This is a genomic window from Xanthobacter variabilis, from assembly GCF_043831965.2.
Classification (GTDB): Bacteria; Pseudomonadota; Alphaproteobacteria; order Rhizobiales; family Xanthobacteraceae; genus Xanthobacter.
In genome coordinates, this window is sequence record NZ_CM195533.1 from 2,660,112 (window position 1) to 2,672,673 (window position 12,562).

Genomic DNA, 12,562 nt, shown 5'->3' on the forward strand with positions numbered 1-12,562 from the left:
TTTCGGTTGGGGGCGGCGATCAGGCCTGCTTGCGGATCTGGCGGCGCGCGATGTCGGCCACGGGGTGGAGCGCCGCCGGGTCGTCATCACCCACCAGGCTGTAGCCCAGGCCGTCATCCGACCAGCTGAAGCCATGGACGCCATGCCCGGCGTGCGGCGTCATGGGCGCCTCGGCATCCGCCTTCATCGGCCGGGCCAGCATCACCAAGCGCTTGCCCTGGTCGTCGTCATACATGAACAGGGCGGCCGGGCCATGCTCGGTTGCCACCACGCGGCCGCCCATGAAGCGATATCCGGCCGCGGCGAGATCGGGGATGGCCACGGGCCGCCCCAGGCGCCGCGAGGTCCAGGCGGCGAGCTGCGCGCGATCCTCGGCGCGGATTTCGACAGGCCGGGCGCGGTCCGGCGCGAACACGGCGTAGCTGGCGGAAGCCTCTTGGCCCAGCGCCTGGAGGCCCTCGGCCGGGGGCGTCTGGAAGCCGCGCGCCATCCATCCCGCTCCGGCGCCGACGGCAAGCAGCAGCACGGCCGCCGCCGCCGTCCTCCACTGCGAACGCCAGCTTGGGCGGGCACGGGCTTCGATCATGCGCTGAAGGTCGAGCTCGGGCGGCAGGGGCTCTTCGGCAACGGGAGCGAGGGCGGCGCGCAGCATGTCGCGTTCCGCGCGAAAAGCCTCGATCCGCGCCGCGGTTTCGGGGTGGGCTGCGAGATAGCTGACCACCTCGGCGCGGCGCTCGGGGGTCAGGGCATCGTCCACATAGCCGTTCAGGTCGTCCTCGGTGACGGGGCGGATGCTCATTTCACTCTCCGCAGGTGCGGGTGGGCGCTCTCGCGCCGCGCATGGTCCGACATGGCGTCATGAAGCCGCTCTCGCGCGCGTGACAGGCGGGACATCACCGTGCCCACGGGAATGTCCAGCACCTTGGCCGCCTGCGCATAGGAAAGGTCCTCGACGCCCACCAGCAGAAGCACCGCGCGCTGCTCCTCCGGCAGGTGGCCGAGGGCGGCTAGGGCGTCCTGGTAGTGCAACTGCTCCTCCTGCGGTGCCGCGTGGGCAAGCTCACCCTCGCCGGCCTCCTCGATAGGCACGGCCTGGGGGCGGGCCGACGCGCGGCGCAGGCGGGTCATGGCGAGGTTGTGCAGAATGGCGAAGATCCACGCGCGGGCGTCCCCATCCTCCCGGCGCTGATGCCAGCGACCCACCGCCCGTTCCAGGCAGTCCTGAACGAGGTCGTCCGCCGCCGCCCGGTCTCGCAGCAGCGCGCGCGCATAGCGCCGCAAGGCGGGAATGACGGGCGTGATGAGGCTCGCCATGTCGGCGCTCATGCGGACTTCTCCGTCGGCGTTGCCCGTCGGCCCGCGCGCCCGTGCGCCCTCGATCCGCGTTTCCATCCGGCGGAAGGCGCGGGCGTCGCCGCAGGGCGAGCGCGGGCGGAGGGGAAGGGCATTGCGGATCTCCATCGGGCACCGAGCCCGATCAACGGTGGGACCCCATGTAGCGTCGATTTATTCCCAACGCGCATGATTTTTTCGCCGGCATGAGTGGCCTGCGACCACAGCGGGAAAAATCTGAAATCCCGGGAATAAAGCCGGGGGTGGGTGGGTCAACGTCATGTCCGTTCCTGAAGAAGGGGATCCACCATGAGGACACTTTCCGCCTTCGCGGCACCCTTGGCCGCGCCCTTCGCCGTGCTGGCATTTTCCGCGAGCGCCGCTCTGGCGGGCCCGGCCGAAGATCTTGCCCGCGCGCGCGTCGCGGCCATCGCCGCCGGGGATCTTGTGGCCGTCACCGGCGTTTATGCTCCGGGTGCGCAGCTGCACTGGATCGGCGGTCCGTTGGACGGCACGTATGCGGGGCCGGAAGCGCTCACCGCCGTGTGGTCGAAGTTCGCTGCCGCGCAGGGCCCGCAGCAGGCTTCCATTGCCGCGATCTCGGAGGCGGCCAACCCCAAGGGCGCCACCGTCACTGCCGACGTGACCTTCGCCGGGAAGGCCAAGGTGGGGGTGCGCTATGTGCTGGTCTATCGCGAGGGCCGGCTGGTGGACGAGGTGTGGCAGGTTAATCCGGCCGCTGCGCGTTGAAGCAACCACGGGCGGTCGCAGAGGGTGCGCGCCGCCCTCCGGCGTGCCGTTGAAGCGTGTCCATGACTGCCACCCGAGGAGCAGGCCACAGGGACACAGGGAGCGATCACCATGCTGACACGACGTTGCCTGCTGCTGTCCAGCGCGCTCGCCGCCATCGGCCTTGCCCCTGGGCCGCGCGCGCTGGCGGCAACTTTTCCGGTGTCCTACTCGGACGCGGAATGGCGAAAGCGGCTGACGCCGGAGCAATATGCGGTGTTGCGCCAGGACGGGACGGAGCGGGCCTATTCCAGCCCGCTCAATGAGGAGCACCGGCGCGGCACATTCGCCTGCGCCGGCTGCGGCAATGCGCTGTTCTCCTCCGCCACCAAGTTCGACAGCGGCACCGGCTGGCCCAGCTTCTGGGCGCCGCTCGCGGGGGCGGTGGGCGAAACTCGCGACTTCTCCTACGGCATGGCGCGCACGGCGGTGCATTGCGCGCGCTGCGGCGGGCATCTCGGCCACGTCTTCAAGGACGGGCCCCCGCCCACGGGCCTGCGCTATTGCATGAACGGCGTGGCCCTGAGCTTCGCCCCCGCGGTGGGGTGAGGCGCCATGGTGCGGTTGCCGCAGGCTTGCCGAGCTGGCGCGCGCACCGGTCTCAGGCGCTCTGTCCCGGCGGTCCGGCCTTTTCGCTCAATGGCCTGTCCCTTCAGAGCGGCGTGGAGCTGAGCTTTGTGACGTGGTGGCGGCGCGGTCGTAAGTGTGGGCCGGTCGCCTTCGCCTCGCCCTCGACGGGGCGCATGGGTCAAAGGCCTTTGGTTCTGGTTGCCCATCCGGCGGCCCAGCGCCATCGGAGAGCGTATGTTTGAGGTGGGGTGCATCAAACCGGGCGTCGAGGCCTGTGCCTTCGCTTCCGGCCGAGTCCCGGCTGAACAGGGAGAGATGTGATGACAGCCAGACGTGGCTTCCTTCTCGGCCTTGCGGCCGTGTGCCTGGTGGGCGCGAGCGTGCCGGGCGCGGCACAGGAGGGCATCGCTGTTCCGCCGCCGGCGCTTGATGAGACCGCCACCGCCCCCAGCGAGGTGGCGGTGCTGGCCGGCGGCTGCTTCTGGGGCGTGCAGGGGGTGTTCCAGCATGTGAAGGGCGTGACGAGCGCCGTCTCCGGCTATGCCGGCGGGGAGGGCGCGACCGCGCGCTATGGCATGGTGAGCAGCGGCGCCACGGGGCATGCGGAATCGGTGAAGGTCACCTTCGATCCCCGGCAGATCAGCTATGGCGAGATCCTGCGGATCTACTTTTCCGTGGCCCACGATCCGACCCAGCTCAACCGCCAGGGGCCAGACCACGGCACCCAGTATCGCTCCGCCATCTTTCCCATGGATGATCAGCAGGCGCGCATTGCCAAGGCCTATATCGCCCAGCTCGACGGCACGCGGATCTATGATGCCGCCATCGCGACGCGGATCGAGCCGGGCCACGCTTTCTCTCCGGCCGAGGCGGCGCATCAGGACTTCCTCACCCGAAATCCCGGCAATCCGTACATCGTCGTCAATGATTTGCCCAAGATCCGCAATCTCGCCCGCCTTTATCCCGATCGCTACCGCGCCGCGCCGGTGCTGGTGGGGCAAAGCGGGCACTGAGGGGCTGGCGGCGAAATCTTGATCGGCGGTGGGAATAAATCCGGCCGAGTGGAGTCGATCCTTCAGGCGCCGCCGCGCTGGGCTTTCCAACGGGCGGCGCCGCCAACCCATCCGCCGGATCCCTTCCGGCCCGCGCTGCCGTGCTGCCCCTTCCTGAGAGCGGCGGTGCCCTGGAGACAGTCTTCATGATCAAGCTTGCCGTTCTGGCCATCGCGGCCCTTGCCGCCGGCATGTCGAGCGCCTGTGCCGCCGACCTCAATATCTACGGGCCGGGTGGTCCGCTGCCGGCCATGAAGGAGGCCGCCGCCGCCTTCGGAAAGGCCAAGGGCATCGAAGTGGCCGTGACCGCCGGGCCCACATCCGCCTGGATCGAGAAGGCCCGGCAGGATGCCGACCTCGTCTTCAGCGGCTCCGAGGCGATGATGACCGACTTCGTTGCTGCCATGAATGGCCAGATCCGCAGCGAGGATGTGGAGCCGCTGTACCTGAGGGCCTCCGCCATCCTGGTGCGGCCGGGCAACCCCAAGGGCATTCACGGCCTCGCGGATCTGATGAAGCCGGGGGTAAAGGTGCTCGTCGTCCATGGCGCCGGTCAGACCGGCCTCTGGGAAGATGTGGCGGGCCGCACCGGCAGCATCGACGATGTGCGGCGCCTGCGCGCCAATATCGGCTTCTTCGCCCCCAACAGCGCCGTGGCAAAACAGAAATGGGTGGATGAGACGGCCTACGACGCCTGGATCATCTGGAACATCTGGCAGGTCTCCAATCCGCAGCTGGCGGACACGGTGGAGATCGACCCCGAGCACCGCATCTATCGTGACACTGGAATCGTGGAGACCGCGCGCGGGCAGGCGAAGCCGGCCGCCAAGGCGTTCGTTGCCTTCCTGAAGAGCCCGCAGGGTGCGAAGATTTTTGAAAAATGGGGCTGGCACAACCCCGCGCATTGAGCGCCAGGACACTTTCCATCACAAGATGTAACAGAGTGGCCACGCGCGGAGATCGGGACTATTGGCCGACAAAGCATATCCCGGGGCAGGTTGGCCCCGGGCGTTTGCATCAAAGGCTTTGCCGCGAAAGTGCAGGGGGCTCGGCGCGGGGCCGGCATGGTGTAAGCGGGGGTTGGCCTCGATTGTCTCAATGCTTCATCGGCGGGCGATCAGGGCCTAAATCCGCGGCAGGATGCCAAATATTCGGCCATTATTCCGCCCGTTGTTAACTGTGCTTGGTGGGAAATCCACATCCTAGCAATAAGTTGCATTTGCGGACGGTGGCCTGGGGCTAATGATTGTCGCTGAGATGGGGGCATCGAACTGGCAATCGTCATTGCCGGGTATCTGGTTCCCGGGCAGGCCCGGGATCCGGTACGGGGCAGAGCCGAGCGCGAGAAATCATTCGAAGTGACGACGGCATGACCTTCCCGCTGCCCCCGGCGGCGGGAGAGTGCTGCCAATGATGAGACGCATTCGCATCTTTCGTTGATTTCAACGGAAATGTACAATAGTACCCCCACCTCAGGCGAGGGTCGTGTGACGCGACCCGTGATGTCAATCGGTTGAGTGCTGAGGGTCCCAATGTCCGTAACCAATGATGCCGTTCCCGTCGGAAGCTATGCCGCCTCCTCGAAGCCGGGCGGGGGAAGTGGTGCGGGTTTCCTGGCGCGGTTCAAGATCTTCACGAAGATCCTCATGGTGGTGGGCGTTCTCGCGCTGGCCGCGCTGGTGATCACGGCCATTGGCGTTCGCTCCCTGAGCGCCCTCAATTCCACCGCCCAGTCGATGAGCGGCGTTTCGGAAGCCGCTCTGAATGGCGCGCGCCTGTCCATCGGCATCACCATGCTCAGCCGCGGTGAATATCGCATCGCCATCGATCCGAGCGAGAATGCCCGCAAGGACATCATGCGGCAGGTGGAGGAGGAGCGCGCCCGGTTCTATAAGTACCTCACCGCGCTCTCCACCGCGCTGAGCGACCCCGCCGACCGCGCGCGCCTGGAGGAAATCCGGGCCCGGTTCGACACCTATATGGAGCAGATGGCGTCGACCGTGCGCACGGCGGAGAATGTGCAGGATCAGGAGGTCAGCGAGGCAACGGCGGTGCTGCGGGATTCCGCTCTGCGCGGGCGCGCGGCGGCTGAGAATGTGCGCAAGAGCGTTGCCGCCCTGGTCGGCTCCCTCGACCAGCGGATGAGCGAGTCGGTGGTCGGCGCCGAAGCCGAGTATCGCAAGGCCTCCATGGTCATGATGGCGGCTGCCGCGATCGGCATTTTCGTGGCGCTGGCGCTGGGCTATGTGATTGGCCAGTACGGCATTTCCCGCCCCATCCGCCATATCGTCGACGTGCTGCAGCAGATTGCCCGGGGCGATTTCCAGACCAACGTGGTGGGCGTGGACCGCGCCGACGAGGTGGGCGAGGTGGCGCGCTCGGCCCTGGTGTTCAAGCGGAACGGTGAGGAGAAGGTGCAGCTGGAGCGGGAGGCCGAGGAGGCCAAGCAGCGCGCCGAGGCCGACAAGCGCGCCTCGATGGCGCGTTTGGCCGAGGGCTTTGAAGCCTCGGTTGGCGGCATCGTCGACATCGTGTCTTCCGCCGCCACCGAGCTTGAGGCATCGGCCCAGACCCTTACGGCCTCCACTGAGGAGACTTCGGTGCAGAGCTCGGCCATGGCCTCGGCCTCGGAGCAGGCGTCGGCGAATGTGGAAACCGTGGCTGCCGCTGCCGAGGAGCTGGCCGGTTCCATCGCCGAAATCGGTCGCCAGGTGGAGGAGTCCGCACGTATGGCCCGCAACGCGGCGGCGAATGCCGATGCCACCGCATCGAAGATGCAGTCGCTTTCGGAATCGGCCACCAGCATCGTCGCGGTGGTCGACCTCATCAGCGCCATTGCCCAGCAGACGAACCTTCTGGCCCTGAATGCCACCATCGAGGCCGCGCGGGCGGGCGATGCCGGCAAGGGGTTCGCGGTGGTCGCCTCCGAGGTCAAGAGCCTCGCGGAGCAGACCGGCAAGGCGACCCAGCAGATCGCCGACCAGATCTCCGCCATTCAAAGCTCCACCCGCGAGTCGGTGGACGCCATGGCGGCCATCAACAAGTCGATCGACGATATCAACGGCGTCTCCAGCCTGATCGCCTCCGCCGTGACCCAGCAGATGGCGGCGACCGGTGAAATCGCACGCAATGTCCAGCAGGCCGCCGTGGGCACCAAGCAGGTGTCCGAGAATATCGAGAGCGTGAGCATCGCCGCGCGCGATTCCGGCGCGGCGTCGACCCAGGTGCTCGCCTCGGCCGAGGAGCTGGCCAAGCAGGCCGAGCGCCTGCGTGGTGAGGTTCACTCGTTCCTGTCGAACGTCCGCGCGGCCTGATCCTCCGGCGGTGAAGAAAGGCAAGGCGCCCGCTGCCCGCAGCGGGCGCCTTTGCGATGGCGGAGCCGCGCCGGATGCCGGCACCCAATGAAGGAGAGCGGCGGCTAAGGTTCCGCCTGTGCCTGCGGGATGGGGCGCCCTGAACGCCACCTTGAAGGCGCCATTCCACTCCAGCGGCGGAAGCTGCGCACGAAGGCGCTCTGGGTGGAATAGGACAGCGCGGCCGAGATCTCTCCAATGGAAAGCTCCGTCAGCGCCAGCAGTTCCGAGGCCATGACGAAGCGCACCGCATCACGCTCGCGCGCAAAGGATGTGCCTTCCGCAGCCAGGCGCCGGTCGAGGGAGCGCGGCGAGGTGTGAAGGCGCCGGGCGATGGCATCAAGGGATGTCTCGCTCAGGCTCAGGGCCGGTCGCAGCACGTGCCGCAGCCGCTCCGTGGTGGAAAGCGCGGACAGGCCCAAGGTCGCCGACAGCGTGGCCAGCAGATGTTCCCGCCGTGCCGGATCGAAGGTGGGGCAGGGGGCCGACAGATCCACCCGCCGCAGCAGAAGACAGGTTTGGGGCTGATTGAAGCGGACCTCGGTCCGCAGCAGGGCCTCGAAAAGCGAGGGGGTCGGCGGTGGCCTGAAGGAGAAGTGCACTTCAAGCGGCATGACGGCCCCGCCGGAGAGGCTGCGGATCATGTTCGCGCCCGCTCCCATGGCCAGGCCGTAAATCTGATCGGCGCCCGGGGCCTGGCGGTCGTAGATGCCGAAACCCAGCGCCGTGCACTCACCCATGGGGATGAGGTAGGAGCAGGCCGCCTGGGACATGCCGCCCTGCATGCTCACATAGTCGGCGAGTGCCTGGCCGACGGTTGGCGCCGAGGCCATCAGTTCGCCCACCAGTCCGAGGCAGCGATGGTCGTTGCGCGCGCCCACGCGCACGCCCAGCTCGGCCTGCCCGGTGAGGGCCGAGGCCCGCGCCATCATGGCCAGCGCCTGGCTGAAGGGCACCCGCGCACCGCTGACGAGATCGCGTGGACCGAAGCTCAAGCCCGCGAACACCGGCCGCGGGTCAATCCCCAGCTCCTCCAGCACCGCAGGCAATGCCGCCGCCGGGCTGACCCGCTGCAAGGCTGTCCTGGATGGGTCGGTCATCGGGCCCCGCTGGCGAGAAATGGCAAACAGGGGACGCGGTAGCACGCCTACCATCGCGCCAAAACATCACGAGGGCGTATGCCTTTTGCGGCTTTTTCCGCGCTCCGGGCGTTTCCGGGCCGGGGGCAGCCCCGAGGATCGCCCAGCTAAGGGAGACTTCCCATGAATGAAGTGTTCGGTCCAGGCGCGATGTCCCGTCGCGCCTTTCTGGCGACGACGGCGCTGGGAACGCTGGCCGCGGCCATGCCCGCCGCCCGCGCCGCGAGCTCGGCGGTGGAAGAGGCCCGCCAGATCGCCATCGACGCGTATGTCTACGGCTACTCGCTGATCACCACCGACATCACCCGCCTGCAGATGAGCAACGTGGCCAAGGCTGGGCTGATGAGCGCCCCGCTGGGCTCGTTCTTCAATGTCCGTGGCTATCCGCCGGCGACCTATCGCGGCGTTTCGGCCACCAATGCGGACACGCTCTATTCCATGGCCTGGCTCGACCTGAAGGAGCCCATGGTTTTCAGCCACCCCCAGATTACGGACCGCTTCTTCAACTTCGAGCTGGTCGACCTGTGGATGGTGGTGAAGCACTCCGTCGGCACCAACACCACTGGAACCGCTGCCGCCACCTATCTCTTCACCGGTCCCGGGTGGAAGGGCGAGGTGCCCAAGGGCATGACGCATATCGCCTACCCGACCCGCTATCTGGGCGTGCTCGGCCGCACCTACGCGCTCGATACCCCCGAGGATCTGGCGATCGTCCACAAGCTGCAGGACCAGTACAAGGTCGTACCGCTGTCCGCCTACGGCAAGGACTACACCTTCGCCGCGCCGCCGGTGGAGGATGTGGGCATCAAGATGGACGAGGCGCCGCAGAAGGTGATCCTCGCCCTTGGGCTGGAAGGCTACTTCAACTGGATGACGCGGCTGATCCCCGCCGCGGCGGAGCCCGCCGCCGAGGATGCGCCGCTGCTCGCGCGGATTGCCAAAATCGGCATCGTGCCCGGCCAGCCGTTCGAGATGTCGAAGCTGAGCGCGGAGGTGCAGGCGGCGCTGAAGGATGTGCCGCAGATCGTCACCGACAAGCTCAATGAGGGCTGGGCCCATCTCGGCAAGAACGTGAACGGCTGGCGCGTCACCACAACGGGCGCGATCTATGGCACCGATTATCTCACCCGCGCCATCTGGGCCTCGAATGGCTGGCCGGCCCAGCAGCCCAAGGTGTCGGTCTATCCGACCACCTATGTGGACGGCTCCGGCGCCAAGCTCGATGGCCGCAACGGCTATACGCTCACTTTCCAGAAGGGGGAGATGCCGCCGGTCAATGCCAGGGCCTTCTGGTCCATCACCATGTACCAGATCGACAACGGGCTGTGGTTCTATCCCAACAAGCTGAACAGGCTCACGCTCAGCACGCGCAACAGCTTCGTCTACAACAAGGACGGCTCGCTGACGCTCTACTTCCAGAACGAGTCCCCCGGCGCGGACAAAGAGGCGAACTGGCTGCCCGCGCCCGCCGCACCATTCGCCATGACCATGCGGCTTTACTGGCCGAACCGCACTGCCCCGTCGATTCTCGATGGCTCCTGGGCCCCACCGCCGGTGGTGAAGGCCTGATCTCAGCCGCCCGATGCCCGGCGTTCTCGCCGGCATCGGGCGGGCATGCTCCGGCAAGGATCGAAAAAGGATCGCGGTCCGCGGCTGGGCGAAGCTCTGGCCGCGATCCCCGGAGCAAAATCGCCATGGGCTGCGATCAGGCGGCCGATTACGGGCCTCGCGCAAGGCCGCGCTAGCCTCCGGCAGGGGTTGGCGTGCGTGGCTCGGACGCTCCCGCGTGAGGGCCTTCGCTGGCCATCACTGGCGACGCCGCGAGCAGCCAAGGCATTCATGAGCTGGAGGAAGTCGCAGGCTGGTGGTTCGGTATCGCGCCGCAGCGTGCGAAAGAAGTGGCTCCCCGAGCAGGACTCGAACCTGCGACCATTCGATTAACAGTCGAACGCTCTACCAACTGAGCTATCGGGGACCAGGTCGTTTCCGACCGAGGCCGGCGATATAGCAACCGGTTTTCCGCTTGTGAAGCCCTAAAGCGAAAAGGGTTGTTTCAACCTGTGGAAAGTTCCCCGGCCCGAGCGGGTCGGGGAACGCGAAAATCAAGCGCGCAGAAGGGTATCCGGCGTGTCGTCGCCCGGCGTCGCCTGGTCGTGGGCGAACTGGAGATGATAGAAGCCATAGTAGCGCCCGCGCTTGGCGAGCAGCTCTTCGTGGGTGCCTGATTCCAGAACCCGGCCGCTATCGATCACGCAGATCTTGTCGGCCTTGACCACGGTCTGGAGCCGGTGGGCGATGACGATGGTGGTGCGCTGGTTCTGCAGCACGCTGAGGGCCTTCTGGACCTCCGCTTCCGACTCGCTGTCGAGCGCGGCAGTAGCCTCGTCGAGCAGGAGGATGGGCGCATCCTTCAGGAAGGCCCGGGCGATGGCGATGCGCTGGCGCTGGCCGCCGGAAAGCTGCGTGCCGTGCTCACCCACATGGGTGTCGTAGCCGTGCTCGAAGCCCATGATGAAGTCGTGGGCATGGGCGGCGCGGGCGGCGGCCATGATCTCGTCCTCGGTGGCGCCGGGCCGGCCGAAGCCGATATTCTCACGCACGGTGCCGGAGAACAGGTAGACATCCTGGCTCACCAGCGCGACCGCGCTGCGCACCGAGCGGCGCGTGACGGTGCGCGTGTCCACCCCGTCGAAGCTCACCACGCCCGACTGCGGGTCGTAGAAGCGCTCGATGAGGTTGATGACGGTGGTCTTGCCGCCGCCGGACTGGCCCACCAGGGCCGTGGTCTGGCCCGGCTCGGCAACGAGGTTGAGGCCGCGCAGGACCGCCTCGCCCTGACGATAGCCGAACACCACGTCCTTGAGCTCCACCCGCCCGTGGGGGCGCGGCAGGTCCGGCGTGCCGGCCGGCTCTTCTTCGGGCGCCTTGGAATCGAGCAGCTCGAACAGCATGCGCGCCCCCATCAGGTGGGTCACCAGCTCCACATGCAGCCGCGAGAGCCGCTTGGCGGGCTCGTAGGCGAGCAGCAGGGCGGTCAGCACGGAGAAGAACTGGCCCGGCGACTTGCCCGCCACGATCACGTTGTAGCCCGCATAGAGAATGACGCCGCCGATGGCGAGGCCGCCCAGGGTTTCCATCAGCGGGCTGGACTTGGCCTGGGTGCGCACGAGCCGGTTGGCGTTGCGCTCCACGTCATCGATGTAGGTGTGGGTGCGCGCGCGCATCTCCGGCTCCAGCGTATACGCCTTCACCGTGCGGATGCCCTGGAACACCTCGATGGCGATGGAGGACAGCTTCACGCCCGACTTGAAGCCGGTGGTGAACAGCCCCTTGGCCCGGCGGATGAGCTTGCGCGTGCCGAACACCGCCGTGGGCATCACCACCAGCGCGATGATGGCCAGGAACGGATCCTGCACGATGGCCACCGTCGCCAGCATGAGGAGCGACAGCAGGTCGCGCCCGATGGACGAGATCACCAGATCCAGCGTGCCCCGCGCCCCGTTGGCGCCGGCCGCGAAGCGCGACGACACCTCCGCCGTGTGGCGGGTGGCGTAATAGGACACGTCCTGTTGCAGCAGCCGGTCAAAGGCGCGCTTCTGATTGTCGGCGACGATGCGGTTGCCCACCCGCGCCATGGCGATGGTCTGGCCAAAGGCGGAAGCGCCCTTGACCACGGAAAGCAGCATCACCGCGCCCGACACCAGCCACACCGCCTCCGGCGTGGGCGTGATGAAGATGGCGTTGACGGCATCGTTCATGAGGTAGGCGAGGGCGGCCGTGCAGGCGCCCATCATGGCCATGAAGGAGAGTGCAAGGGCATAGCCCTTCCAATGTCGCTTGCCATCCGAGAGCAGGAGGCGGCGCAGGATCGACGTCGTCTCTTCACTGCTCACGGGATCCCGCGAAGGGGGCACCGGTTTTGCGTTCATGCGGTTCTCCGGCGGCGGGCGAACGGCCGGCCGCTTGTGCGCTGTTCAAGCGCCATGGCCCTGGCAAGTCAATCGCGGGCAAATCAAACGCGAGCGTGGCCTGCGCGTGCGGTGCTTGGCATCTGCGAGGCTATTCCGCCGCCGCGCGCTCTAATTTGCCCATATGGGCGTCGAGGCATTCGGCAGGCTGGGAGAAATGTGCCGGGCACCGTGGAGGCCACGGAGGGAATCGAACCCCCGTACACGGATTTGCAGTCCGCTGCGTAACCACTCCGCCACGTGGCCCCACGAAGTGCGCTTATTACGGTGTGGGAACCGCGTGCGCAAGGCCGTGGCGGCGGATTTCCACGGCGTTTCGAATTTCGCGCGGGCGCTGGGGTCTTAAGGTGGTGCGCGGC

At 67.2% G+C, this 12,562-nt stretch carries 10 protein-coding genes and 2 tRNA genes; 6 read left to right on the plus strand and 6 right to left on the minus strand.

Going from position 1 to position 12,562, the window contains the following annotated elements:
• Positions 1-19: 19 nt before the first annotated feature.
• Together V5F26_RS11455 and V5F26_RS11460 are read right to left on the minus strand one after the other, a co-directional pair.
• Positions 20-799 (minus strand): anti-sigma factor family protein, encoded by a 780-nt coding sequence (locus tag V5F26_RS11455; protein WP_394945967.1) that lies wholly within the window; start codon positions 797-799, stop codon positions 20-22.
• The gene (locus V5F26_RS11460) at positions 796-1,326 is read right to left on the minus strand and encodes an RNA polymerase sigma factor (RefSeq protein WP_234049809.1); all 531 of its coding nucleotides are present in this window, start codon (positions 1,324-1,326) and stop codon (positions 796-798) included. The genes V5F26_RS11455 and V5F26_RS11460 overlap by 4 nt, the downstream gene beginning before the upstream one ends.
• A 315-nt stretch (positions 1,327-1,641) precedes the next feature.
• On the opposite strand from V5F26_RS11460, the gene V5F26_RS11465 reads away from it, so the two are divergent.
• From V5F26_RS11465 to V5F26_RS11485, 5 genes are all read left to right on the plus strand, one after another.
• Entirely contained in the window at positions 1,642-2,082 is a 441-nt protein-coding gene (locus V5F26_RS11465) for a nuclear transport factor 2 family protein (protein ID WP_394945968.1), read from the plus strand.
• Between the two features lie 111 nt (positions 2,083-2,193).
• Complete coding sequence (gene msrB / locus V5F26_RS11470; RefSeq protein ID WP_234049811.1) at positions 2,194-2,670, plus strand: peptide-methionine (R)-S-oxide reductase MsrB; 477 nt, start codon at positions 2,194-2,196, stop codon at positions 2,668-2,670.
• 341 nt (positions 2,671-3,011) lie between these two features.
• Positions 3,012-3,704 (plus strand): peptide-methionine (S)-S-oxide reductase MsrA, encoded by a 693-nt coding sequence (gene msrA, locus V5F26_RS11475; protein ID WP_394945969.1) that lies wholly within the window; start codon positions 3,012-3,014, stop codon positions 3,702-3,704.
• 185 nt (positions 3,705-3,889) lie between these two features.
• On the plus strand, positions 3,890-4,651 hold the full coding sequence (locus V5F26_RS11480) for a substrate-binding domain-containing protein (RefSeq protein ID WP_234049813.1): 762 nt from the start codon (positions 3,890-3,892) through the stop codon (positions 4,649-4,651).
• A 624-nt stretch (positions 4,652-5,275) separates the two neighbouring features.
• Entirely contained in the window at positions 5,276-7,057 is a 1,782-nt protein-coding gene (locus tag V5F26_RS11485; RefSeq protein WP_394945971.1) for a methyl-accepting chemotaxis protein, read from the plus strand.
• Between the two features lie 104 nt (positions 7,058-7,161).
• Here the strand turns inward: V5F26_RS11485 and V5F26_RS11490 are convergent, their stop codons facing one another.
• The gene (locus V5F26_RS11490; RefSeq protein ID WP_509210504.1) at positions 7,162-8,172 is read right to left on the minus strand and encodes an AraC family transcriptional regulator ligand-binding domain-containing protein; all 1,011 of its coding nucleotides are present in this window, start codon (positions 8,170-8,172) and stop codon (positions 7,162-7,164) included.
• 186 nt (positions 8,173-8,358) lie between these two features.
• Here V5F26_RS11490 and V5F26_RS11495 point away from each other — a divergent pair, with 186 nt between their 5' ends.
• Positions 8,359-9,804, plus strand: a complete 1,446-nt coding sequence (locus V5F26_RS11495) for a DUF1254 domain-containing protein (protein ID WP_394945974.1) — start codon at positions 8,359-8,361, stop codon at positions 9,802-9,804.
• Between the two features lie 330 nt (positions 9,805-10,134).
• Here V5F26_RS11495 and V5F26_RS11500 read toward each other — a convergent pair.
• The 3 genes from V5F26_RS11500 to V5F26_RS11510 form a co-directional block, all read right to left on the minus strand.
• Positions 10,135-10,210: transfer RNA gene (locus tag V5F26_RS11500), tRNA-Asn, on the minus strand.
• Between the two features lie 127 nt (positions 10,211-10,337).
• The gene (locus V5F26_RS11505) at positions 10,338-12,128 is read right to left on the minus strand and encodes an ABC transporter ATP-binding protein (RefSeq protein ID WP_394059743.1); all 1,791 of its coding nucleotides are present in this window, start codon (positions 12,126-12,128) and stop codon (positions 10,338-10,340) included.
• Positions 12,129-12,375: 247 nt separating this feature from the next.
• A tRNA-Cys gene (locus tag V5F26_RS11510) sits at positions 12,376-12,449 on the minus strand.
• Between the last annotated feature and the right edge of the window lie 113 nt (positions 12,450-12,562).

Coding starts and splice junctions, on each gene's coding strand:
- V5F26_RS11455 (WP_394945967.1), bottom strand. CDS start 799: ATGAGCATCCGCCCCGTCACCGAGGACGACCTGAACGGCTATGTGGAC.
- V5F26_RS11460 (WP_234049809.1), bottom strand. CDS start 1,326: ATGAGCGCCGACATGGCGAGCCTCATCACGCCCGTCATTCCCGCCTTG.
- V5F26_RS11465 (WP_394945968.1), top strand. CDS start 1,642: ATGAGGACACTTTCCGCCTTCGCGGCACCCTTGGCCGCGCCCTTCGCC.
- msrB (WP_234049811.1), top strand. CDS start 2,194: ATGCTGACACGACGTTGCCTGCTGCTGTCCAGCGCGCTCGCCGCCATC.
- msrA (WP_394945969.1), top strand. CDS start 3,012: ATGACAGCCAGACGTGGCTTCCTTCTCGGCCTTGCGGCCGTGTGCCTG.
- V5F26_RS11480 (WP_234049813.1), top strand. CDS start 3,890: ATGATCAAGCTTGCCGTTCTGGCCATCGCGGCCCTTGCCGCCGGCATG.
- V5F26_RS11485 (WP_394945971.1), top strand. CDS start 5,276: ATGTCCGTAACCAATGATGCCGTTCCCGTCGGAAGCTATGCCGCCTCC.
- V5F26_RS11495 (WP_394945974.1), top strand. CDS start 8,359: ATGAATGAAGTGTTCGGTCCAGGCGCGATGTCCCGTCGCGCCTTTCTG.